The sequence below is a fragment of the Celeribacter sp. genome (genome assembly GCF_048266405.1).
GTDB lineage: Bacteria > Pseudomonadota > Alphaproteobacteria > Rhodobacterales > Rhodobacteraceae > Celeribacter.
Map to the genome: position 1 here is coordinate 111,449 of NZ_JBLWZO010000002.1, position 25,004 is coordinate 136,452.

Genomic DNA, 25,004 nt, shown 5'->3' on the forward strand with positions numbered 1-25,004 from the left:
ACCTGCCGTGCGACCAGAGGGAAATGCCATGAGTCAATTTATTGTCGTCGGGGCCGGACAAGCCGGACAGTCCATCGTCACAAAACTTCGCGCTGAAGGGTTCGAAGGCGGGATCACCCTGATCGGGGACGAGACCGCGCCGCCCTATCAACGCCCCCCCCTGTCAAAAGCATATCTTTTGGGGGAGATGGATTTGGATCGTCTCTACTTGCGCCCGATGGACTATTACGCTGATGAGAACATCACGCTCATCACGGGACGCGCTGTCACAGCAATTGATCCAGAAGCCAAGACCGTCTCTCTGGGTGACGAGACATTGCCCTATGACGCACTTGCCCTGACAACAGGGTCGCGGCCGCACCGCTTGCCCGCCGCCATCGGTGGCGATTTGGACGGCGTTTACACCATGCGCACGCTTGCCGATGCCGACGCGATTGAGCCGGAGTTCAAACAAGGCGCCTCGGTCCTGATCGTGGGCGGTGGCTACATCGGATTGGAAGCCGCCGCCGTTGCCGCAAAGAAAGGGCTCAAAGTCACGCTCGTCGAAATGGCGGACCGCATTTTGCAACGGGTGGCCTCCACCGAGACCTCTGATTATTTTCGTGCGCTGCACACCGCGCACGGCGTTGATCTTCGCGAAGGCGTCGGGCTAAAGGCGCTGACGGGCGAGGACCGCGTTACGGGGGCAACCCTCTCCGATGGGTCAACGCTCGACGTTGATTTCGTCATTGTCGGCGTAGGCATCGCCCCCGACACCCGTCTGGCCGAGGCCGCAGGGCTCGCCCTTGATAACGGGATCGCCACGGACGCCTACGGACGCACCTCCGATCCCTCAATCTACGCCGCAGGCGATTGTGCCTCTTTCCCCCATGCGGGCAAACAGATGCGCCTTGAAAGCGTCGGAAACGCCATCGACCAAGGCGAAGTTGTCGCGCAAAACATGCTTGGCAAAGACGCGATTTACACACCAAAGCCGTGGTTCTGGTCTGATCAATACGATGTCAAACTTCAGATTGCGGGCCTCTCAACGGGCCATGACCAAGTCTTGGTGCGCGATACGAACGGCGCTCGCTCGCATTGGTACTACCGCCAGGGGCAGCTGATTGCTGTGGACTCAATGAACGATCCGCGCGGCTATATGGTCGCCAAGCGGCTGATCGAGGGCGGCAAAAACGCCGACCCTGCAAAGGTTGCCGATCCTGCGACCGACCTCAAAGAGCTGATGCGGGCCTGATGCGTATTATCGCAGGACAATTTCGCGGACTTGCGCTTGCCTCCGTAGGGAAGGGCGACCCTGCCGCGCACCTGCGCCCCACCACCGACCGTGTGCGTGAAAGCCTGTTCAACGTCTTGATGGGCGGACGGTATGGCGATCCGATCACCGGCGCGCGGGTGTTGGACCTGTTCGCGGGCACGGGAGCGCTCGGGCTAGAAGCCCTGTCGCGCGGCGCACAGCATGTGACCTTTGTGGAGAACGGGCGCAAAGCACAAAGCCTCGTCAGTCAGAACATCAAACTGTGCAAAACCCATGACACGACAACGATAATGCGCACTGACGCCACGCGCCTGCCCGCCAATCCCGCCGCACCCTACGACCTGATCTTTCTCGATCCGCCCTATGCGAAATCCATGGGCGAGACCGCGATTGAAGCCGCCATTGCGGGCGGTTGGATCGCTGAAGACGCCCTAGTCGTTTGGGAGGAAAGTGCTGCGATTGTGCCGCCCGCCACCCTTCGCCTGATCGACAATCGTCGTTACGGCGACACAACCATCTCATTTCTGGAGCCGCTATGACCCCGCCAAAACTTGTGATCTTCGACTGTGACGGTGTTCTTGTGGACAGCGAACCGCCAACATTGACCCTATTGCGCGACGACCTTGCTGCACATGGTCTGGACCTCACGATGGACGATATCGAGCGCGATTATACGGGGCTTCTGATGGCCAATGTTGCCAAGAAAGCGCGTGAGAACGGAGCGAATTTGCCAACCGATTGGGTCGAACAGTTCTACGTCAAAATGTTTGAGCGCCTGCGCAAGGGCGTTGATCTGATCGAGGGCGTTGTCGAGGTGTTCGACGCCTTGGACGCCGCTGGAATTGCCTACCGCGTTGCCTCCAACGGCCCCGATGAGAAAATGGAAATCACGCTCGGGGCGCATCCTGATCTGTATGCCCGCCTCAAAGGGCGTTTGCATTCGGCCCACACTCACGGCACCGCCAAACCCGACCCCGAATTGCTCCTGATCGCGGCTCGTGCAGAGGGCGTAGCGCCCGAAGACTGCGTGATGATTGATGACAGCCCGTCAGGTTGTATCTCGGCGCGGCGCGCGGGGATCCGCTGTTTCGGGTTTGATACGGAGGGCGACGGCGCACGGCTTGTTGCCGAAGGAGCCGAACATCTCGCGTCGATGCGAGACCTTTGCGCACGGATCGGGCTTTAGGCGTTTCCATCACGTAGGACATTGCCAGCCAGATAGAGCGACCCGCAAATCAGAATGCGCGCGTCGGAGTCTTTGGCGGTGATCTGTGTGACCGCCTCCGCAACGCTGGTCATCTCTTGTGCAACAAGTCCCACCGCCCGCGCCTGCGCAGCCGTCTCGGCAGCGGGCAGCGTGTTGGCCTCACCCGCAATCGACACCGCATAGAGCGCCTCGGCATGGGCTGCGAGAGGACGCAAATAGCCCGCAATGTCTTTGGTGTTGAGCATGCCGCAAACCATATAGGTTGGCCGATTTGGCAGACCATCCAGTGCCGCCGCAAGAGCAATCCCTGCGGCGGGATTATGCCCTCCGTCGAGCCAAAGCTCCGCCTCGGGGGCCACCTTCGCCAACGGACCTTTGCGCAGACGTTGCATCCGTGCGGGCCACTCGGCCGCCGTCACCGCCGCCTCATAAGCCGTATCGCCCATCTCCAAATGGCGCAGGGCTGCAAGCGCCGCACCTGCGTTCTGAAGCTGATGCGCACCAATCAGGTTGGGCAGGGGCAAATCGCGCAAGCCCTGTTCGTCCTGAAAGATCAACCGCCCGCGCTCTTCCCAAACGTGCCATTGCTGACCGTAAGCCAAGAGCGGCGCACCGAGACGCATGGCGCGATCCTCGATCACCTCCATCGCCTCATCGGGCTGCGGACCGACCACCACGGGAACGCCGCGCTTGATGATACCCGCCTTTTCGCCCGCAATCGCGGTGAGCGTATCGCCCAAGAATTGCGTGTGGTCGATAGAAATCGGTGTAATGATCGACAGCGCAGGACGCTCGACCACATTGGTCGCATCAAGCCGCCCACCGAGTCCGACCTCAAGCAAGGTGTAATCGGCGGGAGTACGGGAAAACGCCAAGAGCGCAGCCACGGTTGTGATCTCGAAATAGGTGATCGGCGCGCCATCATTGGCGGCCTCGCATTCTTGCAAAACCGCTTGTAGCTCTGCCTCGGAAATCAGGTCGCCTGCGACGCGGATACGTTCGTGAAAACGGGCGAGATGTGGCGAGGTATAGGCGTGAACGGATTTGCCCACGGCTTCTAATCCTGCGCGGATCATCGCCTGTGTCGAGCCTTTGCCGTTGGTCCCCGCGATATGGATCACGGGGGGCAATTTGCGTTCGGGATGGTCAAGAGCGGCCAAAAGCGTCCAGACACGATCCAACACGAGATCTATCACCTTCGGGTGCAGCGACATCAACCGTTCAAGGATGACGTCCGAGCGAGCCTCGCTCACTTCTTCGCCTCGTCTTTGGCTTTTTCTGTGACCTTCTCTTTGGCCTTAGATGCATTGGCTTTCGGCGCAGCAGCCTTATCAGACGCATCTGGTGCAGGCAGGTCCGCCACCACGGCAGGGCTCATATTTCCAAGCATTCGCAAAATTGTCACCAACTCGTCTTTGAGCTTCGTGCGGTGGGTCACGCGGTCAAGCATCCCGTGATCAAGCAGGTATTCTGCGCGTTGGAACCCTTCGGGCAGTTTTTCACGGATCGTTTGTTCAATGACACGAGGGCCGGCAAAGCAGATCAACGCATTGGGCTCGGCAATCTGCACGTCGCCCAACATCGCGTAGGATGCCGTCACGCCGCCCGTAGTCGGGTGGGTCAAAACGACGATATAGGGCAGGCCCGCTTCCTTGAGCATTTGCAACGCAACGGTCGTGCGCGGCATCTGCATCAGGGACAAAATCCCCTCCTGCATCCGTGCGCCACCGGCGGCCGAGAACATCACAAAGGGACGCTTCAACTCGATAGCGCGTTCGACACCTGCGACAAAGGCGTTGCCGACATACATCGACATGGAACCACCGATGAACGAAAAATCCTGCGCTGCGGCGACGATGGGCGTGCGCGAAATCTCGCCTTCAGCCACAAGCATCGCTTCCTTTTCGCCCGTCTTTTTCTGGGCAGCTTTCATGCGGTCAGGATATTTTTTCTGATCGCGGAATTTCAAAGGATCTTCAATCGGGGCCGGCACATCCACCTCGACAAACACGCCACCGTCAAACAGCGCTTTGAAACGGTCACGTGGCGAGATCATCATGTGATGGTCGCAATTGGTGCAAACGTTGAGGTTTTCGGCCAATTCACGGTGGAAAAGCATCGTGCCGCATTCAGGGCACTTGGTCCAAAGGTTATCCGGCGTATCGCGTTTGGAAAAAAGCGAATCGATTTTGGGACGGACGTAGTTGGAAATCCAGTTCATGCCAGTGCCTTTGAGCAAAGTTTTAGTTGCACCCTCAGATAAGACCTAAGGGAACGAATTGCAATCAACGCCTAATCGCCACGCGTGCGGCGAGCCATGTCACCACAAGGAACCCAAATTCGGAAAGGATAATCATCGGATCGGAATAAAGATCTTCGAGATCGGCGGAACTGACCCAAAGTCCAAAGCCCGAAAATACGTCCTCGTGCGGGGCAAACATCATAGCGGCGAAGTTGTTGACCAGATGCAGGGCAACCGCAGGTCCAATGGTGCCTGAACGCGCCGTCAGATCCCCTGCGATCACGCCAAAGCAAATGGCCCAGAGAACGGGAAAATACCCTGCCACGCCCTCAGCCACAGGGCTGACATGGCCAACCCCGAACAGGACCGCCGAGCCCAACAGGCCAAAGGCATAGGATTTCGTCGCGCCAGTTATCTGCGTCTGAAGATAGCCGCGAAAGAACAATTCTTCGGCGAGGACTTGAACCATCAATCCGACAAGTGCGAAGGGCACCCAGAACAGCCATTGCCCAAACGCGTATTGCGCCCTGATTTGTTCGGGATCGCCGCCCCACGGCAATATCAACATCACCACCAATAGCCCCGACATCCATTTGAGCGTCAGCCAAAAGTCACGGCGCATAAGCGCACTCGGCCCCGTAATGTCACGCAGACTTCGTGCCGTGAGACGTTCGGCCAAAATCACAGTTGCCACGATCAAGATCGCAAATCCCGCAAGCACCACGAACAACCCGCCAGGTGTCACGCCGACACGCGGCACCCCGAAGGCATCAACACTGATCGCATGAAGCGCGGGATCGGCAGCCCCAAGGGTGAGAAAGAACAGCGGCGTCGCGAAAAGCCCCACGACCAATCCCATCGCAATAATCACGAATATGCGCCAGAATTCAGGGCGTTTTTGCGCGGAGAAGATCATGCTTTGATAGGCGTCATGTTTCACGTCTGCGTCTCCTGTTCGCTTGCGGGCGTTGTAGCAGGCCCATCGCCCGCATCAAAGGGAGTTCTCCTTGCACGCACACCCGCCGCTCTGTATCCCACATGGTGCGCCATATCGTTGGTGGGTAACGGTATCGGCAACAAGGAGAGCAACACGATGGTCTTGGGTTCACGCATATATTTGACGCTTTGCGTCGCGATGTTGTGTGGCTGCCAGATTGCCTTGCCCTCTTTACCGGATCTCGCGGGCGCGGCGGGCACCTCCTCAGTCACGCTGTCACAATCTGGCATCACGCTACGGCCCCCGAAAGGCTACTGCGTTGACACCAAATCCCTGCGCGACACGTCTGATTCTGGATTTGCGCTCATGGCGAACTGCAAAGCCCTCAAAGGACGCAGGATATCGCCCGATGATCCAGCGATTGCAGTTCTGACGGCGTCGATTTCCGCACCTGTGTCAGGCGATGCGGCTGTCGATCCAAAGATCTTGGCGGAATTCTTTGCCACGGACACGGGGCGAGCGGCACTTGCCCGATCTGGTGATGCCAGCAAGGTCACAGTGCTTGATAGCTTTGCACAAGCAGACGCGTATTACCTTCACGCGCTTGACCGTTCCCCCAACCCGATCGGCAATCTTTCGCCCGAATACTGGCGCACGATTACGATGATAAAGGGCAGGATCGTGACCCTCACCGTCACACCGTTCACCGCCTATCCGCTCACAACGGCACAGATCAAAAAACAGATTACCTCTTTCACCCAAGACATGGCCGAAGCGAACCTTGACCAGCGAGAGGTTATTGTTTCGGAATGAGAAACAAGTTAGCTAGAATGCCTAAGTTTGTAGAATTGAAACCTTTTGCGGCCCTAGTGTCTCAAAAGGAAAGTGAAAGGTAAGTTTGGTTCAATGCCCGGTCGCGTGAGACGTCTTTTGGAACGACGAATCAATCGTATAACGCTCGCCCGATGGGCGCGGCGCGGCAAAGATGCGTCCTCGCTCGATCTCGAAAACTTGCGAGACCTCCGCCACCAGGCCCGAAAATTACGCTCCAAACTCGATGACTTTCTCTTTACAGCGGATGGACGTCTGGCCCTGCCCCTGATCGGGTCCAATGCGATGCAATTGCCGCTCTATACCGACTGGTCCTATCGCCCCGAAATCTGGCGCGGACCAATTCAACCGCGCGGCCAGGCCTCCGTCCAGACCAAGACCCCCATCGGCAGCGAAGCAATGATTTTCCACGATTGCCGCGTCTCTGAGCTCACCTACCGCCAGTTGCGCAACGTCTCACAAACGGATCTCGCGCCTTTTGGCCTCGGGCTTGATGTCTTTCGATTTGACGGCTCGTTTCTCTCGCTATCGATTGACCTGCCAAACGACGTTTGTGACGGACTTGGGAAGCGCCATATCATTCGTCTTGATTGCTCTGTGGACGCTGAAAGCCCTATCGAGATTTTTGCACGCCTGAATGTGAAACACGGCCCCAACAACGATGAGATGGTGCGCGAACTGCCGTTGAGCAGCGATGAGGTCTTTGTCGAATTTGATCTTGCCTATACCAATCTCGATGAAAAACGCGTGGAAAAACTCTGGGTCGACCTCATTTTCGAGGGCCCTCAAATGAACCAGATCGTGCTGCGCGATGTGACCCTGTCACGTCGCCCCCGCGCGCAGATGTGAGGACAGTTCCGTGGCCGAAGCAAAGCTTATCAAAACCAGTCTGAAAGCCGGCATTTGGGAGGGCGTTTTGACCCTTTCCGATCCCGACGCCGAAGCGCCCGAAATTCAGGTGACACACCGCGATCAACCCATCGCGGGTCATACCCTGATCGAGATCCCCGAGCGTGCGGGCCTATACGCGTTCCAATTCTTCATTCCGAGCGACTTGATCAACGACGGGGTCGAGACCTTCTTGTTCACGAACCGCGAGACGGGAGAGCCGCTTGGTTCCTGTGTGGTTCTGGCAGGCGACAGTGTAAGTGATGACGTGCGTGCGGAGATCGACCTCATGCGCGCCGAACTCGATATGCTCAAACGCGCGTTTCGCCGTCACTGCATCGAGACGGATGCCGTCTGACATCACCACCTTGTCCGATCTGACGCCGCGTTCAACGTGACAGGCCATCGCGCAGTGCGCAAAGTGGCCGCGATAGGGAGGCCATCCACGTGACACATTCGACCACTTACCCACATCTACTCGCACCGCTTGATCTCGGATTTACAACCCTGCGCAACCGCACCCTCATGGGGTCAATGCACACAGGTCTCGAAGAGCGCAAAGATTGGGATGCTGTTGCCGCATTCTATAGCGCCCGCGCGAAAGGCGGCGTTGGGCTGATCGTCACGGGCGGCATGGCTCCTAATTCCGAAGGCGGCGTTTTTCCCGGTGCTGCGGGACTTTATACCGACGAAGACATCGCCAACCATCGTCGTGTGACGGACGCCGTTCACGCCGAGGGCGGCAAGATCGCAATGCAGATTCTCAACGCTGGTCGCTACGCTTATAGCCACGAATGCGTTGCCCCCTCCGCCATCAAATCCCCCATCTCGCCCTTTGCACCCAAAGAGCTTGACGAAGCGGGGATCGAAAAGCAGATCGCGGACTACGCCACTGCGGCCGCTCGCGCCAAACAAGCCGGCTATGACGGGGTCGAAATCATGGGGAGCGAAGGCTACCTCATCAACCAGTTCCTCGTCACCCATACCAACAAGCGCGAGGACAAGTGGGGCGGCCCCTACGAGAACCGCATGCGCTTTGCCGTAGAGGTCGTCAAACGCGCCCGCGCCGCCGTTGGTCCTGATTTCATACTTATCTACCGCATCTCGATGATCGACCTGATCCCCAACGGCTCGACATGGGACGAGGTCGTAATGCTCGCCAAAGCGGTCGAGGCCGCTGGTGCCACGATCCTCAACACAGGCATCGGCTGGCATGAGGCCCGCGTGCCAACCATTGCCACCTCTGTGCCCCGCGCCGCCTTTGCCTCTGTGACCAAGGAAATGATGGGCGAAGTGTCCATCCCGATCGTGACCTCCAACCGCATCAATCATCCTGATGTCGCCGAAAGCGTGTTGGCGGATGGCTGCGCGGACATGGTGTCGATGGCACGTCCGTTCCTTGCCGATCCTGATTTTGTCAACAAAGCCGAAGCGGGCAAAGCCGATGAAATCGCGCCCTGCATCGCCTGCAACCAAGCCTGCCTTGACCATACCTTCTCTGGCAAACTCACCTCATGCCTTGTGAACCCACGCGCCTGCCACGAGACGGATCTCGTTTACGCTCCCGTCTCCACCGCTAAATCCGTCGCCGTTGTTGGCGCGGGGCCTGCGGGGCTGATGACGGCCATTGTCGCCGCCGAGCGCGGCCATTCCGTGACGCTCTTTGATCGCGCTGACCGCTTGGGTGGTCAACTCAACATGGCACGTCAGGTTCCTGGAAAGGAAGAATTCCACGGCCTTGTGGACTGGTTCAACAACGCGGTTTCTCACGCGGGCGTAACAGTGTGCCTCGGAACGGAAGTCACTGCCGACACGCTCGACGGGTTCGACGAGGTTGTGATTGCCACAGGCGTCGTGCCGCGTGATCCGCAAATCGCAGGACAAAACGCGCATGGCAACACCGTTTCCTACATCGACGTGCTGCGCGACAAAGTCGCTGTTGGCAAACGCGTCGCCATCATAGGCGCGGGCGGAATTGGCTTTGACGTGGCCGAGTTCCTCACCACAGACGACAGCCCCACGCTCGACATTGCAGAATGGAAACAGGAATGGGGTATCACCGATCCCAGAACTGACCGTGGCGGCCTGTCCCCCGACGGCCCGAACCCAGATGCACCCACGCGTGAGGTGACTTTGCTACAACGCAAAGCAGAGAAACCAGGCAAGCGGCTGGGCAAGACTACGGGCTGGATTCACCGCGCGACCCTGCAGATGAAAGGCGTGCGGATGCTAGGCGGAGCGAACTATGAGGAAATCACACGGGACGGCATTGTGATCACCAAAAATGGCGAGCGCGAATTGATCGAAGCCGACACAATCGTGCTCTGTGCAGGCCAGATTTCCGACAGATCCCTTGCCGACTCCTTAGAGGAAAAGGGACGCAAAGTGCATGTGATCGGCGGTGCGGATGTCGCCGCAGAGCTTGACGCAAAACGCGCCATAGATCAGGGCGCACGTCTCGCCGCGACGCTCTAAATCTTTGAAATTATTAGGTGGAAACGCATTATTTCCGCGTTTCCACCACCGCAACGATCAGTGAATTGATCACGCTATTGTCCCTCGCTCACCCCATTGTTGCCCGAATTGATCGGCATGTTCATCTGCAATCAGAAAGATACTGCAGGTAGAATACATGGATAGATTGACCGAAATGGAAGCCTTTGCCACGGTTGTGGACCAAGGCGGCTTTACGGACGCTGCGAAGAAAATGGGGATTTCAAAGTCTGCCGTATCCAAGCACGTGTCTTCACTGGAGGCCCGCCTAGGCGCGCGCCTTCTCAACAGAACAACGCGGCGCGTCAGTCCGACCGAAATCGGTCTGGCCTATTATGATCGCGCCCGTCGCGTGCTCAATGATGCGGGCGAAGCAGACGCACTTGTCAGCTCAATGCAATCGGACCCTTCGGGTCTGTTGCGTATCTCGGTTGCCACGGATTTCGGTGTAAACCACCTGTCTCCCGTTTTGGGTGATTTCCTGTCGGAATTCCCCGACATCAACGTGAACATGGTGTTGAACAACCGCTACGTGGAATTGATCTCCGAAGGCTTCGATATGGCCATTCGTATCGGCGAATTGGAGGACAGTACCCTGCGGGCACGCAAGCTCACTGAAACCACAAAGATGATGGTGGGCTCACCATCGTATTTCCAGAAATACGGACGACCGCAAAAAATCGACGACCTCAACGACCATAAGTTGTTGCACTACGGAAATCAGGCAAACGCAGCCGTGTGGAAACTCACGGCACCGTCTGGTGAAAAACGTCAGGTGCGGACAGCAGGGTGGCTTACCGTCAATGATGGTCAGTCACTTTTGAACGCGGCAATCTCTGGTCTTGGCATCGCCTATTTGCCTTCCTTCCTCTACGCGGATGCACTGGAGAAAGGCTTGGTCGAAGTGGCCATTCCCGACCTTCCCGCAGAAACTCAAGGCATCTACGCCGTCTACCCACCGGGTCGATTTACCCAACCGAAAGTGCGCGCATTCATCGATTTCCTCGTGCATTCCTTCGCGGAAAAAGGTCCAAACAAGTGGTGATATAACCACGCCGCCAATGACAATTCTACACCTGCAGTCTTACTGGGTCGGAGCGAGAATCGCTTCGACCCTTCTGTTCGTGTTACGCCCCTCTTCGGTGGCATTCGTGGTGCGCGGTGCCAGATAGCCGACACCTTCGGCCCCGAGTTGCGATGCCGCGACGCCATGCGCCTCGATTAGACGTTTTTTCACAGAGGCCGCGCGTTGCTTTGACAACGCGACATTGACCGCCAACCCGCCGACATTATCCGAGTGCCCAACCAAAACGACCCGCGCTTCCGGTGCGTTTTTCAGGTAGGTGGCCAATGTCGACAAAGAGACAAACGGCCCCGCGCCAAGTTGGGACGAACCCGTTTCAAACGCCAGATCGTCAAGGGCAACATGCCCCATCCCCGTCAGTTGCTCAATCAAAGGCAAATCGGATGTCGGATTGACCTGAGCCATTGGGATGGAGGCCCGCGGCGCATCATCGACGACCATGTCTTTTGGTGTGACTGTCGTGATTTGCACAAAGCCCGCCTGTGCCGCGCGGCTCGTAATGACCGAGACATATCGCCCATCAGGATGCGCGGCGAGCAGATATTGGAAATTGCCGAGATCAACAAACATATCGGGCGGCGGCAACAGGTCCAAAGCATAACGGAAATCATACCCGCCACAGACCGTATCGGCACAGGCGAACAGAATTTCGAAATCCTCATCTTGCAACTGCACCTTTAGCGGCTCGATCAGTTGAAAACTGGTCAGGCTTGATCCAGAAATTTTATAAGCTCGTCTTGTGATCTGCCCCTTGGCCGTCGCAAACTTTGCCGTCCCGCCCTGAAAAGCGGTGCTTGGGAAATTAGCTTCTTTGGTCTCGACATTGGACGCCGTCAACAGCGCGGAGGCTGGTAAATCCAGAGCAGCGGCAGAGACGCCGAACCATACCGAACATGCAGCCATAACAATGGGATTGGCACCAAACTTACGTTTCACGAGGGGGACTGCTCCTTTTGCGGTAATGGTACTGACCCACCGCCTTCATTCCAAGCGAAGAATAGAGCGACACAGCGGCCGCATTGGCCTGTGTGACCTGAAGTGCAAGGTGTGTCGCCTCCTGCTCTCGTGCCCAATAGGCCGCCAGAGCAAGCATCGCACGCGCCACGCCATGACGGCGGGCTGAAACATTGACCTCGAGCGCATGAACAACGGCAATCCTATTGCTAACGGCGACAAATCCCGCCCCCGCGGGCGCATCGCCAAGTCGCGCCAATAGGGAGGTTTTGGCACAGGAAACCCGCTCCATAACCGCAACTCGTTCGGCATCGATCCCACCTTCTGCCCAAATCTCACGTTGCACCGCAACGGGAGGCCAACTGGTGTAGACCTTATCGGGCACCTCCATTGGAAACCTATCAATCGGAGCAAGCATCAGAACCGTCGGATCGACGACATCATAACCCCGCTCGTCAAGCAGCCGATCAAATGCGACGCTGTTGTCTCTTACCTGAAACAGGGGATCACGCCCTAAGGAGTTGAACCTCGCTTCAATTCGATCAAGCTGATCCGCGGACACGGGAGCCGAAGCGGAGGCTGCCGACACACGCTGTCCGCCACCCGCGCCCTCGCGCCACACAAACGGACCAAACCGCTCGCAGGATACAGGCGGCCAAGTCGCCTCAAGCGCTGCCCAGAGGGTATCGTCCGAGATCATGCCTTTGGAAAGAGCGCGGCCAGTTCGATCATCGCCGCATCGACCTGTGCGCCATTGGCTCCGCGGATCACTATATTCGTGCCATACGCACCATCGCGCGTGAACGGATACGATCCCATCGAGAGATCAGGATAGCGCGCAGCCAAGTCCCCCAACGGCTCGGCCACCGCGCTCTCAGGGCGGTCGACGCGGTAGGTCTGTGATAGTAGGGGCGATCCGCCAGTCAGGGTTGGAAGGATTGAAGCCACCATTGCTTGGAACACATTTGGGACGCCCGCCATGACGTGGACGTTTTGAACTGTGAACCCTGGAGCAATGGAAACAGGGTTTTCGATAAGTGTCGCCGTATCGGGAATCCGCGCCATGCGCATCCGTGCGTCATTGAACTCCGCCCCGCGTGAGGCGTAATGCGCTTCCAAAAGAGCGCGGGCATCCTCACGCACATCAATTGAGACACCGAACGCCTCGGCCACACAATCGGCGGTGATGTCATCATGGGTCGGGCCGATGCCGCCAGAGGTGAACACATGAATGTAACTGTCTGAGAGGGCACGCACCGCCGTCACGATCGCCTCTTTATCATCGGAGACCACTCGCGCCTCTTTGAGGTCTATGCCGACCTTCGCGAGCTCCCCTGCGAGATAATACATATTGGCATCGCGGGTGCGGCCCGACAGGATTTCATCCCCGATGACAAGAATGGCTGCGGTTGGGTTGGGAGTCGGTGCGGACATATGTCTCTCCTTGAGAAGGGCTTGCCTTTCGGTATAGGCCTGTCGCCATGCGCTTTCAAACCGAACTCGTCCCTGCGACCCTGATCCGTCGCTATAAACGCTTTCTCGCCGATATCCGTTTGCCCGACGGACGCGAGGTCACGGCCCATTGCCCCAACCCCGGCTCGATGATGGGGCTGGCCGATGAAGGCCTGCGCGTCTGGGTCGAGCCTAATGATGATCCCAAAAAGAAACTGAAATACGGTCTGCGCCTTGTCGAAGTGGCGGGTGCGACGGTTGTGGTCGATACAGGCATCGCCAACCGCGTAATCAAGGAAGCCCTTGAGGCTGGAGAGATGGCGGGTCTAGAGGGCGATGTCCGCGCCGAGGTGAAGTATGGTGAAAACTCACGTGCGGATTTTCTGATCACGCAAAACGGTGGCAAGATTTGGGTCGAGGTAAAATCCGTCACCTTAAGCCGTGAGGCAGGTTTGGCCGAATTCCCCGATAGCAAAACCGCGCGCGGGGCCAAACATCTGGGTGAATTGTCCGCGCGTGTCGGCGAGGGAGACCGCGCCGTCATGCTATATCTGGTGAGTCGCACAGATTGTGACAGGTTCCGCCCTGCCGCCGATATCGACCCCATCTATGCTGCCGCCGAACAGGCCGCACGAGCGGCGGGCGTTGAGGTAATGGTCTGCCATATTCAGGCCTCACCACAGGCAATCACACTCGACCCCACGCGGATTTGCATCATGTGACCCTTCGCCACTAGCCCTTTTTCGCACAAAGGATTATATGGGGGCCAAAGCGAATGGAGAGAGTTCTTGGACGACACGCATCACGGCCGCATCACCAAAGATGGCATTCGAATCCACGAGGCAGAAGACTTTGCGGGTATGCATGCCGCAGGTCAGATCACCGCACAGATTCTAGATGAGGTCGCCGATCTCGTCATTCCCGGCACCACGACCGAAGAGGTCGATGCCTTTGTGGAACGGCGCGTGACCGAACTTGGCACCACATCCGCCACCATTGGCTACAAAGGCTACAAGCACGCGACCTGTATCTCCATCAATCACGTTGTGTGTCACGGCATCCCGAGCGCGAAGAAGTTCAAGGACGGCGACATCGTCAACATCGACATCACCGTGATCAAGGACGGTTGGTTCGGGGATAGCTCGCGGATGTATGTCGCAGGCAAGCTGTCGCGCAAAGCCGAGCGCCTGATCCAAGTCACCCACGACGCCCTGTTCAAAGGCATCGACATGGTCAAGCCGGGCAATACCTTTGGCGATATCGGCCATGCAATCCAAACCTATGCCGAAGCACAGCGCATGTCGGTTGTGCGTGATTTTTGCGGTCACGGTCTGGGCCGCGTGTTCCACGCTCCGCCAAATGTTTTGCACTATGGCCGCGCAGGTCAGGGTCCCGTTCTCGAAGAAGGCATGTTCTTTACCATCGAACCTATGATCAACCTTGGCCGCCCCGAGACCAAGGTTCTGGCCGATGACTGGACCGCAGTGACACGTGACAAGTCTCTGTCCGCACAGTTCGAGCATTCAATAGGTGTGACCGCTTACGGGTGTGAAATCTTCACTTTGTCGCCCACTGGTCGCTTCCACCCGACCTATAACGTGTAAGGTTCACACGCGGTAAAGTTTACGAAAGTCGCCTCAAATCAGGTATTTGACCGAAAGGTCAGATAAATTTACCTATTCCTTCTTGCGAATAACTTGCAACTGAGGTAGCCAGTTCCCACATTGGAATTGACCGCGGGTCAACCACCCGCAGCCCCAGCCTGAGAAGGAGGCTTGCCCATGAACATGCTTTTGAAATCCGTGGCCCTTGCGGCCCTGACTGCGACCGCCACAACCGTCGGCGCGTACGCTCAAGAGGTCACGCTCCGCTTTCAGCACTTCGTATCTCCCGCTTCGGGTTCTCCGATGTATTTTATGCAGCCTTGGGCCGACAAGATCGAAAAAGAATCTGGCGGGCGGATCAAAATCGAGATGTATCCTTTGATGCAGCTAGGTGGCAAAGCCCCTGACCAATACGACCTCATCCGCGATGGCGCGATTGATGGCGGTTGGGTCATCCCCGGCTATCAACCAGGGCGTTTCCCCGAAGTCGAAGCGATGGAACTTCCCTTCATGACTGCGAAATCGGGCGAATTGGCCTCCATCGCCGCATGGGAATTTACGCAGAAACATCTCATGGACGACTTCAAGGACGTAAAAGTTCTAGCGGCACACATGCACGGCGAAGGCCTCGTCCACAAAAAGGGCCCTGCCCTTGAAACTGTGGAAGATCTGAAAGGTCTGAAACTACGTGCACCGACCCGCACCTCGACGCTCCTGTTGAGCAAACTTGGCGCAACGCCAGTTGGTATGCCCGTCCCCGCCTTTCCCGAAGCTCTCGCCAAGGGCGTGTTGGACGGTGGTGTGATCACTTTTGAAATGGCACCGTCTTTGAAGCTCGACGAATTGACCGACAGCCACACTGATGTTGCGGGTGACCGGTCCTTCTACAATCTCTATTTTATCTGGGCAATGAACCAAGCGAAGTACGACAGCCTGCCCGATGACCTTAAGGCCGTGATTGACGCCAATTCGGGCCTGATGGCATCGGAATGGTCGGGTGCGGCTTATGATCGTGGCGACGAAGATGGTCTCGTCGAGATCGGAGCAAGCGACAACACCATCGCCGTGCTGAGCGAAGAAGAAACCGCAAAAATTCGTGCGCTTGGCGATGAGGTCACGGCCGAATGGATTGCCGACATGACCGCCAAGGGCTTTGACGGCCAAAAGCTTGTCGATGACGCCAATGCAGCAATGGAAGCGGCTTTGGCATCGCATCCTTGGATCGACACACGCGGAGCCGCGATCACGGTTTCAGGCAAGTAACCCAAACCCCAAACACGACAAAGGCCGCCTTACAGGGCGGCCTTTGTAATGAAGTAACTAACGCAAATCACGGCGTGGAAAACTTTACTCCTGCCCCCAATTGGCATCCTGCATCTCGCGCAATCGCGAGGCTGTGCGCTCAAATTCAAACGCACCCGCCCCCTCGATGTAAAGCCGCTCCGGCTCGTCCACCGCACTCACAATCAAACGCACATGGGCCTCGTAGAGCGCATCCACCAAAGTCACAAACCGCTTGGCCTCATTGAAGTTGGTGCGCGACAGGCGAGGAACTTCTTCCAAAATCAGGAGCTTTACCGCATCGGCAATAGCGAGATAATCGGCGGGGCCATACATCTGTGCGCATAAATCCCAAAACGTCGCACGCGCAATACCGTTGTGAAACCGCGGCAAGACTACATCGCGGCCCTGAACCTGAAGCGTCAGCCCCTCGGTTTGCCCGCCCGTCAGGTCATCCCAGATACTCGAAATCGCAGCCCGAGCCGTGTCATCGACGGGATGGAAATAGACGGGTGTGCCTGTCAAACGCCCTTGGCGGTAATCCACGGGCGAATGCAGGTAATGGACCGTCAGGCGCTCTTTGATGAGCGCAATGAACGGTAGAAACAACTGTCGGTTCAACCCGTCTTTGTATAGATCATCAGGCACGCGGTTGGAGGTGGTGACGACCGTCACACCCCGCTTGAATAACCCTTCGAACACCCTTCCGACGATCATTGCGTCGGCGATATCCGTGATCTGCATTTCGTCGAAACATAACAAGCGAATATCCTTGGCAACCTCTTCGACCACGGGCGCAATGGCGTCCTCTACACCTTTTTGGCGGGCAGCATGGATGCCTGCTTGCACCTCTTGCATAAAGGCGTGGAAATGCACGCGGCGCGAGGGAACGGGGCTATATTCGTGGAAAAGGTCCATCAGCATGGATTTCCCGCGACCGACACCGCCCCACAAATACAATCCTTTGATCTGTGGTGGCGGCTTGCGCCCACCAATCAGGGACAGCAGCCCCTTTTTGCCGCGTGGCGCGGCTCGCAGCGCGTCACGAACCTCATCAAACAAGGGCAATACAGCCTCTTGCGCAGGGTCCGCCGTCAGCGCACCAGATGCGACCTTTGCCGCGTAAATGTCAGTCAAACTTTCCATATCTTCCCTTATCGCGCGGCGCATCATAAGGAAAGGTGATCCACACCATGCCAATGTTTTGATTGACGCAATTCGCTCCGTGACCGACATCTGGCGCAAAGGAGACAAATATGTCCGACGCACGCACGCCATTGTTCACACCCGTCCTGATCGGCGGTTGTCTCATTATGATCATCAGCTTTTCGATCCGTGCGTCCTTTGGCGTGTTCCAAATTCCCATCGCCTCCGAATTCAACTGGCCCCGCGCCGAGTTCTCAATGGCGATTGCGATTCAGAACCTTGCGTGGGGGTTCGGGCAACCGATATTCGGCGCCATTGCGGAACGGATGGGCGACCGCAAGGCCATCATCCTAGGCGCCTTGACCTATGCGGCGGGCTTGGTCCTGTCCTCCTTTGCCGTCACGCCCGAGGGGCATCAATTCTTTGAAATCTTCGTAGGATTCGGCATCGCAGGCACAGGTTTTGGCGTCATTCTCGCCGTTGTGGGCCGTGCCTCTTCAGACCAAAACCGCTCAATGTCGCTCGCCATTGCAACCGCTGCGGGGTCGGCGGGGCAAGTGTTTGGTGCTCCGCTCGCGGAATGGTTCTTGTCCTTCATGCCGTGGCAAGATGTTTTCCTCTTGTTTGCCGCCGCCATTTTGGTGTCGCTTCTGGCGCTGCCGCTCATGCGCGCGCCACAACCCGCCTCGAAAGCCGAGTTGGAAGAAAGCCTTGGTGCGATCCTTGGCAAGGCCTTCCGCGATCCAAGCTATACCCTGATCTTTCTGGGCTTCTTTTCCTGCGGCTATCAGCTTGCCTTTATCACTGCGCACTTTCCCGCTCTCGTCACTGAAATGTGCGGTGCGATTGATCCCTCGGGCACGCTTGCGGCTATTGGTGTCACCTCGACCTCAGCGCTCGGCGCAATCTCGATCTCGCTCATCGGTCTGGCGAATATTGGCGGGACACTGATGGCGGGCTATTTGGGCTACAGGTATTCCAAGCGATACCTTCTTGCCGGGATCTACGTCGCGCGGACCATTGCGGCCGCCACCTTCATTTTCCTGCCGATCACACCCACCTCGGTGCTGATTTTCTCCGTCGTGATGGGAGCACTCTGGCTCGCCACGGTACCACTCACTTCGGGCCTCGTCGCGCATATCTACGGGCTGCGCTACATGGGGACGCTCTACGGGATCGTCTTTTTCTCACACCAATTGGGTGCATTCCTCGGCGTGTGGCTCGGCGGTAGGCTCTATGACATCTATGGCAGCTACACCGCTGTCTGGTGGGTCGGTGTGGGCGTTGGCGCGTTTTCCGCGATCGTGCATCTACCGATCAAAGAGATTCCATTGGGGCAGCGCGTAGCGAAGGCGCTGACTTAAAGCCCTGCCTCATCTACGGTGAGCAGCCCCTCTCGGACCAGTCGTTTAGCCCACCCTTTGGGCCCCTCAAACAGGTGCGTTTGCCAGCCTCGGCTTGCGGCCATATCAATGTTGTCTTGGCGGTCATCGGCAAACAGAAACCTGTCAGGTTGCGCTGTTTCCCCTGCTTCCAACATTTCATAAATGAGGCTGTGTGGTTTGACACAGCCCATACGTCCAGAGACGTAGGTTTTATCGAACTCGATCAAAAACGGGTATTTGGTTTCCGCAAACTCGAAACTCTCGATGCCGAAGTTTGACAGCGCAATAACGCGAACACCCTTGGCCCGCAGCGCCCGTAGCAACGCGACCGAATGCGGAATGGCGGGGGCTGCCATCTTGATCCAGTCAAAGTACCACATGAGAATTTCGTCGCGAAACGCAGGGTTTTCTTCTGCGGCCCGCTCGATGGTCTGGCGAAACGGTGCGCCCGTATCGATCTTGTCATTCATCGCATGAAGATCAATCGCCGCGAACATCTCCTTGCGTCGCTCCTCACCGATAGTGGCATCGTAATGCCGCTCGGGCTGCCACTCGATCAACACGTTTCCGATATCAAATATCACCACATCAATGGTCATGCTATGTCTCTCTTTGCGGCTTGAATGGCGCGGTCTAATCCGTCGAGGAACCGCGAGCGGTCGGCTTTGGAAAACGGCTTTCCGCCCCCTTGGCGAAACGGATCGGCTGCGCGAAGATCGGCCATGAGATCGCGTGTGGCCAAGACGTTGCCGATATTGGCCTGCGTGAGCGGCTCACCGTTGTGTTTGATGACGCGTGCCCCTGCCTCGACCACTTTCGCCGCGAGAGGGATGTCACCCGTCACGACCACATCACCGCGCCCCGCACGGTCAGCGATCCACATGTCGGCCACGTCCGGCCCATCTGGGACAAACACCATTTCGACAAAGGGATTAGGCGATGGCCGCAGCCCGCCATTGCACACGAACAAGCACGGGATTTTGTGACGCGTTGCGACTTTTTCAGCCTCTTCTTTGACGGGGCAGGCATCGGCATCAATGTAGATTTTCGTCACGGGGTCGCTTTCGTAAATTGGAACATTCGGCGCGGGTCATCCCCCACCGATAAGTGCCCCCGCAGCGAATACCAGAGCGCCACCAAGCACAACCTGAAAAGCGGCTCGCATAAAGGGTGTTTCCATGAATTTATTCTGAATCCACGCGATGGCCCAAAGTTCGACGAAGACAACCACCAAAGCGATTATTGTTGCTGTCCAGAAATCAGGGATCAGATAGGGCAAAGCGTGCCCAAGCCCGCCGACCATCGTCATGATACCGGAAGCGAGGCCACGTTTGATCGGAGAACCACGACCCGAGATCACGCCGTCATCGTGGGCAGCTTCCGTGAAGCCCATCGAAATCCCCGCACCAACGGATGCGGCCAAGCCGACGAGAAAGGTCGTATGGGTATCTTGCGTGGCAAAGGCAGTCGCAAAGATCGGCGCGAGCGTGGACACGGACCCATCCATAAGGCCCGCAAGTCCCGGCTGCACCCAAGTCAGCACAAATTTACGGTGCGCATCTTCGTCTTCGCGAGTGCGTGCGTCCGCGCCAAGATGTTCGGCTTCCAATTCTTCTGCCCGTTTGCCATGGCCCGCTTCTGCGGCAGCAAGTTCACCAAGCAGATTGCGCGTGTCCGCGTCCGTGGTCTGGGCAGCAGCCCGACGGTAGAAGGCTTCGGCCCCTTGCTCCATCGCCCGTGCTTCCGCCCTCATCCGTTCGAGGCCGAGATTTTCAATCAACCACACAGGTTTACGCGCATAATAGCCCGACACATGTTCGCGGCGAATCAGCGGAATGACATCCCCGAAGCGCCGCTTATGCAGGGCGATAAGCGCGGCGCGGTGGCCATCTTCTTCGGCAGCCATACCGTCAAAGACCAAGGCGCTATCGGGGAAATCCTTGCGAAGTCGTTCGGCATAGAGACGATAGATTTGCGCGTCATCTTCCTCGGAGGAAATCGCGAGGGCCAAAATTTCTTGCTCCGTCAGATCGGAGAATTTGCGTCTGTTTGCAAAGCCGGGGATCATCTCTATCTCCACTTAGAATTATTCTAAAGTAGTTGCTTCAACGTTATCCCGCAAGACACATAACTACACTGATCAGTTCAGTTTCTTCTTGCCGAACTAAACCAATCAGTTTAGTTTCTGAATTGTGCCGTGAGAGATCTCCTCGCAGCATGACGATCGACATCCCTGTCGAGCACTAGGCAGGCCTTCGGGTCTGCCACTTTTTACGCTTCGGGAAGTCGCTTTGCCACGCGTTATTAAGTCGCTATTGTCCAAAGAAAAGCAGGAGTGACAAACCGGTGCACAGCGCAGAAATCAAAAAAGGCCGCAAGTTCGACCAAGTTGTCGAAGGGGCACGGACCGTCTTTCTGCGGGACGGATTCGAAGGGGCGTCCGTGGACGATATCGCCCGCGAATCTGGTGTCTCCAAAGCAACCCTTTACAGCTACTTCCCCGACAAGCGCGTTTTGTTCATCGAAATCGCAAGCCGCGAAATGAAACGACAAGCCGATGAAGGGGCGGGAGAATTGGACATGGGCGCACCGCCCGAGGTTCTTTTGCCCATCATAGGGCGCAAACTGGTGGACTACATGCTGTCGGATTTCGGACAAGCCATTTTCCGCACCGCTGTCGCGGAGAGCGAACGCTTTCCCGAAATAGGCCGCAAGTTCTATGAGAGCGGGCCAATGCTGGTGCGGGATCGCATCGCCGCCTATTTGCGAAGCTGTACCGCGCGTGGCGAATTGGACATTGACGACATTGAGCTTGCGGCGGAGCAATTTGCCGAACTGTGCAAAGTCCGTTCAGTGGCCTGTTGCACCTTCGATGCCGCTTGCACCTTCGACGTCGACGAACGTAACCGGATCATTGCATCTGCCGTACGCATGTTCCTCGCAGCTTATCGGGTGACCCCATGACTCGTTTCGCACTTTGCCTCACCATCCTAACCGCACTCAGCGCGTGCCAAGAGGAGACCGCAATGCCGACGCCCGCCGAACAAGATCCCACCCCCGTGGCCGAGAGTTGCGCCAAGGACATTGTGACGCCTCTTTTCGGCAAGGATAAAAGCGCGCTTGATACAATTTCATTGCCCGATCCCGTGCGGATACTTCCGCCGAATGCCGTTATGACACGGGACTACCGCCTTGATCGAACCAATATTGATCTCGACGAAGACGGACGCATTGTACGGGCATGGTGTGGGTAGCTCCATCAACCCACCCCGACAGACCAAGTACCCTCAACAAAAATAAAAGCCGGGACGCACGTTGCGATCCCGGCTTAGTTTGTTCGTTTAGAGGAAACCCCCCGGCGCTGCGAACTGGGTGGGGGCTGTTAAACCGCAGCACCGGGGCAAAGCGTTTCGCTCCGTGGCTATAGTTTTCGTCTGTAATGCAGGCCAAAGCGGGGAACGAAAACGATAATCGACGGGTCTTTTTGTGGCGCAACTGAGGCAACTGATCACGTAGCTCGAACAGTTCTCGCATTCTCCCTTGATTCATCGAGGAAATAGCCACAGTCTTTTCATATGACCGTACAAACACCCACTCCTTTCCCCAACAAGCCCACCGATGAAAAGGTCGCCTTTGACCGACGCGAACTTGGTGTGATTCTCGGTATGTACGGGCGCTTCGTCGCCGCGGGAGAATGGCGGGACTACGGGATGTCGTTTTTAAAGGACGTTGCGGTATTCTCGATTTTTCGACGCACCGCAGAACACCCCATTTACCGCGTCGAAAAACGCCCGCGACTGCGCAACCGTCAAGGCATGTACTCCGTTATCTCCATGGATGGTCAAATTCTCAAACGCGGACACGATTTGGCGGTGGTATTGCGCTACTTTGACCGCAAACTTATCCGCGCTGTCGAATGACCCCGCTCAAAGCCGTCGGTGCGCTATGACAGACCCGTCGCCCTGCGCCGCAATCCGTGCAATAGCTTTCGCAATCGGCTCATAGGTCACGGCCATATGATAGGCGTTGGCGTGGATAAGCACCTCACTGTCAACGCACATCGCCACATGCCCGTTCCAAAAAATCAGGTCTCCGCGCTGATAATCACCTTGCGCCTCCGCACCCAACGCCATCTGTAGATCGCTATCTCCGGGGCAAGGGATGCCACAGGCCAAAAGGCCCGCTTGCACCAACCCCGAACAATCAATGCCGAAGGCCGAGTTTCCACCCCAAAGGTACGGCGTCCCGAACAACAGTTGAGCGATGGTAACAGGATCGGTGAAGGGCCGATCAATCGGGCGGATGTGGGGTTTAGGCACGAATAGACCGCCTTCGACCTCCATAAACTTGCGGCGCTCATCCACCACATGAATACGACTGCCAAACGAAAGCGATGCAACAGCTTCGGATTTGAAATCATCAGTCGGGTATAGGTGCGTCGCTCGCACGGAAATCATATGCGTTGCCGTCTGCGCCGCTCCGATATCCGCCTCTGATAGATAGCCCACGTAGCCATCCTTTTGGGACTGACCAAAGGCCCACCCATCATGGCGCTCCAACACATCGAATAGCTCACCATGCAACAATTGCCGGTCACGTGCGCCATCCGGTGCAGCGCGCAGATCAGCCACAGGGACACAAACACATGCCGTAACAGGCTCGACAACCGTTTGCCCCTGTGCGGCAAATCCCGCTAAGGCCACGCGACTGTTGGCGGGAGTGAGGCGACGATCAGTCATAGCGGCAACAGGTCTGAAAGTGCATCAAGCAGAGCGCGCGCGCCCTGACCCACCCCGCCTTTGGGGCGCGCAGGTGCCGCCGCAGGGTTCCAGCCGTAAATGTCGAAATGCATATAGCGCGGTGTTTGCGACACGAAACGACGCAGGAACAGCGCCGCCGTAATTGACCCCGCAAATCCCCCAGAGGGTGCGTTATCGAGATCGGCAATTCCGGGTTCGATCATCTTTTCATACGGCTCCCAAAACGGCATTTGCCACACAGGGTCGGCGGCATTGGCGGCCCCCGCCATCACGGCGGCGACATCCTTTGGCGTCGAGGCGTAGAAGGGCGCGAGATCGGGACCGACCGCAACTCGCGCTGCCCCCGTCAATGTTGCCATCGAGATTATCAAATCGGCATCCCCTTCGTCCGCGAGCGCCAAAGCGTCAGCCAGAACAAGACGGCCTTCGGCATCGGTGTTGTTTATCTCAACTGTCAGCCCCTTGCGCGAGGTCAGGATGTCTTGCGGACGGAAGCTCTCACCCGAGATCGAATTTTCGACGGCGGGGATCAACACGCGCAGCTGAACATCCAAGCCAAGCGCCATGATCATTTGCGCTAGGCCAAGAACCGTAGCCGCGCCTCCCATGTCTTTTTTCATCAAGCCCATAGAGGCCCCTGGCTTGATGTTGAGGCCGCCCGTATCAAAGCAAACCCCCTTCCCCACAAGGGTTAGTTTCGGTCCGCTTTGCCCCCAAGTCATGTCAATCAGGCGCGGCGCGCGCGGAGAGGCGCGACCAACAGCATGGATCATCGGGAAATTCTGGGTGAGTAGTGCCTCTCCTTTAACGACCGATACATTTGCATCGAACCGATCCGCTACACTATGGGCAGCGGCCTCCAATTCATCCGGCCCCATATCGGAAGCAGGCGTATTAATAAGATCGCGGGTCAATGCTTCCCCTGCGGCGATCGTCTCGAGACGCAAAGCATCTATTCCACCAGGCGCGACAAGCCGTGCCTTGGGGGTTTTGGCAGATGTGTATTTATCGAACACGTAGCCAGAAAGAAGCCAGCCGAGTGCTTGCTCATTCAATGCGGTCCCCGTCAGGTCGGTCTCAAGATGAAAGACCCCCTCAGGCAGTTTCGAGCGCACAGCGCCAAGTGCAAATCGCGTCCGTTGGCGAGCAGCCTCAGTACCAAGCCCCGCAATAGCTCCCGCGATCCCGTTCTCGTCGGGAAGAACACAGACCTCTCCCAATTTCCCCGTGAACCCGTGCGCTTCAATCCACTGGGACTGGGTGGCGGTCAGCCGCGCTTTAATCGCGTCGAGCCCGTCAGGCGTGACAAGATAAAGCGGGAGGGAATTTGCGGAGGACGGGGCAAACGTCAAGGACATGATCAGGCTCTTTTTGGGTGCATTTACACCACCCTAATCCTTCCGATGCCACCTGCAAGCAGGAACGAAAACACGAGGCAAGCCATCCACCCCTAGAATAGGACGGCCTGCCCAATGTTTCGACGAC

General features: G+C 57.2%; 27 protein-coding genes. 15 read left to right on the plus strand and 12 right to left on the minus strand.

What is annotated here, in order from left to right:
- Nucleotides 1-28: 28 nt before the first annotated feature.
- From ACN0TS_RS05320 to ACN0TS_RS05330, 3 genes are read left to right on the plus strand one after another with little or no spacing between them, the layout of a single operon-like run.
- Entirely contained in the window at nt 29-1,234 is a 1,206-nt protein-coding gene (locus ACN0TS_RS05320; RefSeq protein WP_417258299.1) for an NAD(P)/FAD-dependent oxidoreductase, read from the plus strand.
- The gene (gene rsmD / locus ACN0TS_RS05325; RefSeq protein ID WP_417258300.1) at nt 1,234-1,794 is read left to right on the plus strand and encodes a 16S rRNA (guanine(966)-N(2))-methyltransferase RsmD; all 561 of its coding nucleotides are present in this window, start codon (nt 1,234-1,236) and stop codon (nt 1,792-1,794) included. The genes ACN0TS_RS05320 and rsmD overlap by 1 nt, the downstream gene beginning before the upstream one ends.
- Nucleotides 1,791-2,441, plus strand: coding sequence for an HAD family hydrolase (locus ACN0TS_RS05330; RefSeq protein ID WP_417258301.1), 651 nt, complete (start codon nt 1,791-1,793; stop codon nt 2,439-2,441). The genes rsmD and ACN0TS_RS05330 overlap by 4 nt, the downstream gene beginning before the upstream one ends.
- On the opposite strand, the gene ACN0TS_RS05335 is transcribed toward ACN0TS_RS05330, so the two are convergent.
- From ACN0TS_RS05335 to ACN0TS_RS05345, 3 genes are all read right to left on the minus strand, one after another.
- Complete coding sequence (locus ACN0TS_RS05335) at nt 2,438-3,676, minus strand: bifunctional folylpolyglutamate synthase/dihydrofolate synthase (protein ID WP_417258730.1); 1,239 nt, start codon at nt 3,674-3,676, stop codon at nt 2,438-2,440. The genes ACN0TS_RS05330 and ACN0TS_RS05335 overlap by 4 nt on opposite strands.
- 35 nt (nt 3,677-3,711) lie before the next feature.
- The gene (gene accD, locus ACN0TS_RS05340) at nt 3,712-4,683 is read right to left on the minus strand and encodes an acetyl-CoA carboxylase, carboxyltransferase subunit beta (protein WP_417258302.1); all 972 of its coding nucleotides are present in this window, start codon (nt 4,681-4,683) and stop codon (nt 3,712-3,714) included.
- A gap of 64 nt (nt 4,684-4,747) precedes the next feature.
- Complete coding sequence (locus tag ACN0TS_RS05345; protein WP_417258303.1) at nt 4,748-5,644, minus strand: CPBP family intramembrane glutamic endopeptidase; 897 nt, start codon at nt 5,642-5,644, stop codon at nt 4,748-4,750.
- A gap of 153 nt (nt 5,645-5,797) precedes the next feature.
- Here ACN0TS_RS05345 and ACN0TS_RS05350 point away from each other — a divergent pair, with 153 nt between their 5' ends.
- From ACN0TS_RS05350 to ACN0TS_RS05370, 5 genes are all read left to right on the plus strand, one after another.
- Nucleotides 5,798-6,454 (plus strand): hypothetical protein, encoded by a 657-nt coding sequence (locus ACN0TS_RS05350; RefSeq protein WP_417258304.1) that lies wholly within the window; start codon nt 5,798-5,800, stop codon nt 6,452-6,454.
- 93 nt (nt 6,455-6,547) lie between these two features.
- The gene (locus ACN0TS_RS05355; protein ID WP_417258305.1) at nt 6,548-7,321 is read left to right on the plus strand and encodes a DUF6478 family protein; all 774 of its coding nucleotides are present in this window, start codon (nt 6,548-6,550) and stop codon (nt 7,319-7,321) included.
- Between the two features lie 10 nt (nt 7,322-7,331).
- Nucleotides 7,332-7,718 carry a hypothetical protein gene (locus ACN0TS_RS05360; RefSeq protein ID WP_417258306.1) on the plus strand — a complete coding sequence of 129 codons (387 nt, stop codon included), beginning with the start codon at nt 7,332-7,334 and terminating at the stop codon, nt 7,716-7,718.
- An 89-nt stretch (nt 7,719-7,807) separates the two neighbouring features.
- Complete coding sequence (locus ACN0TS_RS05365) at nt 7,808-9,835, plus strand: FAD-dependent oxidoreductase (RefSeq protein ID WP_417258307.1); 2,028 nt, start codon at nt 7,808-7,810, stop codon at nt 9,833-9,835.
- A 157-nt stretch (nt 9,836-9,992) separates the two neighbouring features.
- On the plus strand, nt 9,993-10,898 hold the full coding sequence (locus ACN0TS_RS05370) for a LysR family transcriptional regulator (RefSeq protein WP_417258308.1): 906 nt from the start codon (nt 9,993-9,995) through the stop codon (nt 10,896-10,898).
- A 39-nt stretch (nt 10,899-10,937) separates the two neighbouring features.
- Here ACN0TS_RS05370 and ACN0TS_RS05375 read toward each other — a convergent pair whose 3' ends face one another.
- The 3 genes from ACN0TS_RS05375 to ACN0TS_RS05385 are packed head-to-tail and all read right to left on the minus strand — an operon-like array spanning nt 10,938 to nt 13,325.
- The gene (locus tag ACN0TS_RS05375) at nt 10,938-11,873 is read right to left on the minus strand and encodes an OmpA family protein (RefSeq protein WP_417258309.1); all 936 of its coding nucleotides are present in this window, start codon (nt 11,871-11,873) and stop codon (nt 10,938-10,940) included.
- Nucleotides 11,863-12,591, minus strand: a complete 729-nt coding sequence (locus ACN0TS_RS05380; protein ID WP_417258310.1) for a GNAT family N-acetyltransferase — start codon at nt 12,589-12,591, stop codon at nt 11,863-11,865. The genes ACN0TS_RS05375 and ACN0TS_RS05380 overlap by 11 nt, the downstream gene beginning before the upstream one ends.
- Nucleotides 12,588-13,325, minus strand: coding sequence for a competence/damage-inducible protein A (locus tag ACN0TS_RS05385; protein WP_417258311.1), 738 nt, complete (start codon nt 13,323-13,325; stop codon nt 12,588-12,590). Before ACN0TS_RS05385 ends, ACN0TS_RS05380 begins: the two co-directional genes overlap by 4 nt.
- A 47-nt stretch (nt 13,326-13,372) precedes the next feature.
- Here ACN0TS_RS05385 and sfsA point away from each other — a divergent pair, with 47 nt between their 5' ends.
- The 3 genes from sfsA (at nt 13,373) to ACN0TS_RS05400 (ending at nt 16,210) form a co-directional block, all read left to right on the plus strand.
- Nucleotides 13,373-14,065: a DNA/RNA nuclease SfsA gene (gene sfsA, locus ACN0TS_RS05390; protein ID WP_417258312.1), complete on the plus strand. Its 693-nt coding sequence runs from the start codon at nt 13,373-13,375 to the stop codon at nt 14,063-14,065.
- Between the two features lie 66 nt (nt 14,066-14,131).
- Entirely contained in the window at nt 14,132-14,947 is an 816-nt protein-coding gene (gene map / locus ACN0TS_RS05395) for a type I methionyl aminopeptidase (protein WP_417258313.1), read from the plus strand.
- A 177-nt stretch (nt 14,948-15,124) separates the two neighbouring features.
- Nucleotides 15,125-16,210 carry a TRAP transporter substrate-binding protein gene (locus tag ACN0TS_RS05400; protein WP_417258314.1) on the plus strand — a complete coding sequence of 362 codons (1,086 nt, stop codon included), beginning with the start codon at nt 15,125-15,127 and terminating at the stop codon, nt 16,208-16,210.
- Between the two features lie 84 nt (nt 16,211-16,294).
- On the opposite strand, the gene zapE is transcribed toward ACN0TS_RS05400, so the two are convergent.
- Entirely contained in the window at nt 16,295-17,374 is a 1,080-nt protein-coding gene (gene zapE / locus ACN0TS_RS05405) for a cell division protein ZapE (RefSeq protein WP_417258315.1), read from the minus strand.
- 110 nt (nt 17,375-17,484) lie between these two features.
- Between zapE and ACN0TS_RS05410 the strand changes: the two genes are divergently transcribed.
- Nucleotides 17,485-18,738 carry an MFS transporter gene (locus ACN0TS_RS05410; protein ID WP_417258316.1) on the plus strand — a complete coding sequence of 418 codons (1,254 nt, stop codon included), beginning with the start codon at nt 17,485-17,487 and terminating at the stop codon, nt 18,736-18,738.
- Here ACN0TS_RS05410 and ACN0TS_RS05415 read toward each other — a convergent pair.
- The 3 genes from ACN0TS_RS05415 to mbfA are packed head-to-tail and all read right to left on the minus strand — an operon-like array spanning nt 18,735 to nt 20,827.
- Complete coding sequence (locus ACN0TS_RS05415) at nt 18,735-19,358, minus strand: HAD family hydrolase (RefSeq protein ID WP_417258317.1); 624 nt, start codon at nt 19,356-19,358, stop codon at nt 18,735-18,737. The two genes, ACN0TS_RS05410 and ACN0TS_RS05415, sit on opposite strands and share 4 nt — an antisense overlap.
- Nucleotides 19,355-19,813: a YaiI/YqxD family protein gene (locus ACN0TS_RS05420; protein ID WP_417258318.1), complete on the minus strand. Its 459-nt coding sequence runs from the start codon at nt 19,811-19,813 to the stop codon at nt 19,355-19,357. Before ACN0TS_RS05420 ends, ACN0TS_RS05415 begins: the two co-directional genes overlap by 4 nt.
- Nucleotides 19,814-19,849: 36 nt before the next feature.
- Nucleotides 19,850-20,827: an iron exporter MbfA gene (gene mbfA / locus ACN0TS_RS05425; RefSeq protein WP_417258319.1), complete on the minus strand. Its 978-nt coding sequence runs from the start codon at nt 20,825-20,827 to the stop codon at nt 19,850-19,852.
- A 278-nt stretch (nt 20,828-21,105) separates the two neighbouring features.
- Here mbfA and ACN0TS_RS05430 point away from each other — a divergent pair, with 278 nt between their 5' ends.
- From ACN0TS_RS05430 to ACN0TS_RS05440, 3 genes are all read left to right on the plus strand, one after another.
- Nucleotides 21,106-21,723, plus strand: coding sequence for a TetR/AcrR family transcriptional regulator (locus ACN0TS_RS05430; RefSeq protein WP_417258320.1), 618 nt, complete (start codon nt 21,106-21,108; stop codon nt 21,721-21,723).
- Complete coding sequence (locus tag ACN0TS_RS05435; protein ID WP_417258321.1) at nt 21,720-22,013, plus strand: I78 family peptidase inhibitor; 294 nt, start codon at nt 21,720-21,722, stop codon at nt 22,011-22,013. Before ACN0TS_RS05430 ends, ACN0TS_RS05435 begins: the two co-directional genes overlap by 4 nt.
- Before the next feature lie 321 nt (nt 22,014-22,334).
- A complete protein-coding gene (locus ACN0TS_RS05440; RefSeq protein WP_417258322.1) occupies nt 22,335-22,679 on the plus strand; it encodes a DUF2794 domain-containing protein in 345 nt (114 codons plus the stop codon).
- Between the two features lie 6 nt (nt 22,680-22,685).
- Here ACN0TS_RS05440 and ACN0TS_RS05445 read toward each other — a convergent pair whose 3' ends face one another.
- Together ACN0TS_RS05445 and ACN0TS_RS05450 are read right to left on the minus strand one after the other, a co-directional pair.
- A complete protein-coding gene (locus ACN0TS_RS05445; protein WP_417258323.1) occupies nt 22,686-23,498 on the minus strand; it encodes an NlpC/P60 family protein in 813 nt (270 codons plus the stop codon).
- Nucleotides 23,495-24,877, minus strand: a complete 1,383-nt coding sequence (locus tag ACN0TS_RS05450) for a leucyl aminopeptidase family protein (protein WP_417258324.1) — start codon at nt 24,875-24,877, stop codon at nt 23,495-23,497. Before ACN0TS_RS05450 ends, ACN0TS_RS05445 begins: the two co-directional genes overlap by 4 nt.
- Nucleotides 24,878-25,004 lie beyond the last annotated feature (127 nt).

Excerpts from the sequence above, each read along its gene's own strand:
- ACN0TS_RS05320 (WP_417258299.1), top strand. The coding sequence starts at position 29 with ATGAGTCAATTTATTGTCGTCGGGGCCGGACAAGCCGGACAGTCCATC.
- rsmD (WP_417258300.1), top strand. The coding sequence starts at position 1,234 with ATGCGTATTATCGCAGGACAATTTCGCGGACTTGCGCTTGCCTCCGTA.
- ACN0TS_RS05330 (WP_417258301.1), top strand. The coding sequence starts at position 1,791 with ATGACCCCGCCAAAACTTGTGATCTTCGACTGTGACGGTGTTCTTGTG.
- ACN0TS_RS05335 (WP_417258730.1), bottom strand. The coding sequence starts at position 3,676 with ATGTCGCTGCACCCGAAGGTGATAGATCTCGTGTTGGATCGTGTCTGG.
- accD (WP_417258302.1), bottom strand. The coding sequence starts at position 4,683 with ATGAACTGGATTTCCAACTACGTCCGTCCCAAAATCGATTCGCTTTTT.
- ACN0TS_RS05350 (WP_417258304.1), top strand. The coding sequence starts at position 5,798 with ATGGTCTTGGGTTCACGCATATATTTGACGCTTTGCGTCGCGATGTTG.
- ACN0TS_RS05355 (WP_417258305.1), top strand. The coding sequence starts at position 6,548 with ATGCCCGGTCGCGTGAGACGTCTTTTGGAACGACGAATCAATCGTATA.
- ACN0TS_RS05370 (WP_417258308.1), top strand. The coding sequence starts at position 9,993 with ATGGATAGATTGACCGAAATGGAAGCCTTTGCCACGGTTGTGGACCAA.
- ACN0TS_RS05380 (WP_417258310.1), bottom strand. The coding sequence starts at position 12,591 with ATGATCTCGGACGATACCCTCTGGGCAGCGCTTGAGGCGACTTGGCCG.
- ACN0TS_RS05385 (WP_417258311.1), bottom strand. The coding sequence starts at position 13,325 with ATGTCCGCACCGACTCCCAACCCAACCGCAGCCATTCTTGTCATCGGG.
- sfsA (WP_417258312.1), top strand. The coding sequence starts at position 13,373 with ATGCGCTTTCAAACCGAACTCGTCCCTGCGACCCTGATCCGTCGCTAT.
- ACN0TS_RS05400 (WP_417258314.1), top strand. The coding sequence starts at position 15,125 with ATGAACATGCTTTTGAAATCCGTGGCCCTTGCGGCCCTGACTGCGACC.
- zapE (WP_417258315.1), bottom strand. The coding sequence starts at position 17,374 with ATGGAAAGTTTGACTGACATTTACGCGGCAAAGGTCGCATCTGGTGCG.
- ACN0TS_RS05410 (WP_417258316.1), top strand. The coding sequence starts at position 17,485 with ATGTCCGACGCACGCACGCCATTGTTCACACCCGTCCTGATCGGCGGT.
- ACN0TS_RS05415 (WP_417258317.1), bottom strand. The coding sequence starts at position 19,358 with ATGACCATTGATGTGGTGATATTTGATATCGGAAACGTGTTGATCGAG.
- mbfA (WP_417258319.1), bottom strand. The coding sequence starts at position 20,827 with ATGATCCCCGGCTTTGCAAACAGACGCAAATTCTCCGATCTGACGGAG.
- ACN0TS_RS05435 (WP_417258321.1), top strand. The coding sequence starts at position 21,720 with ATGACTCGTTTCGCACTTTGCCTCACCATCCTAACCGCACTCAGCGCG.
- ACN0TS_RS05440 (WP_417258322.1), top strand. The coding sequence starts at position 22,335 with ATGACCGTACAAACACCCACTCCTTTCCCCAACAAGCCCACCGATGAA.
- ACN0TS_RS05445 (WP_417258323.1), bottom strand. The coding sequence starts at position 23,498 with ATGACTGATCGTCGCCTCACTCCCGCCAACAGTCGCGTGGCCTTAGCG.
- ACN0TS_RS05450 (WP_417258324.1), bottom strand. The coding sequence starts at position 24,877 with ATGTCCTTGACGTTTGCCCCGTCCTCCGCAAATTCCCTCCCGCTTTAT.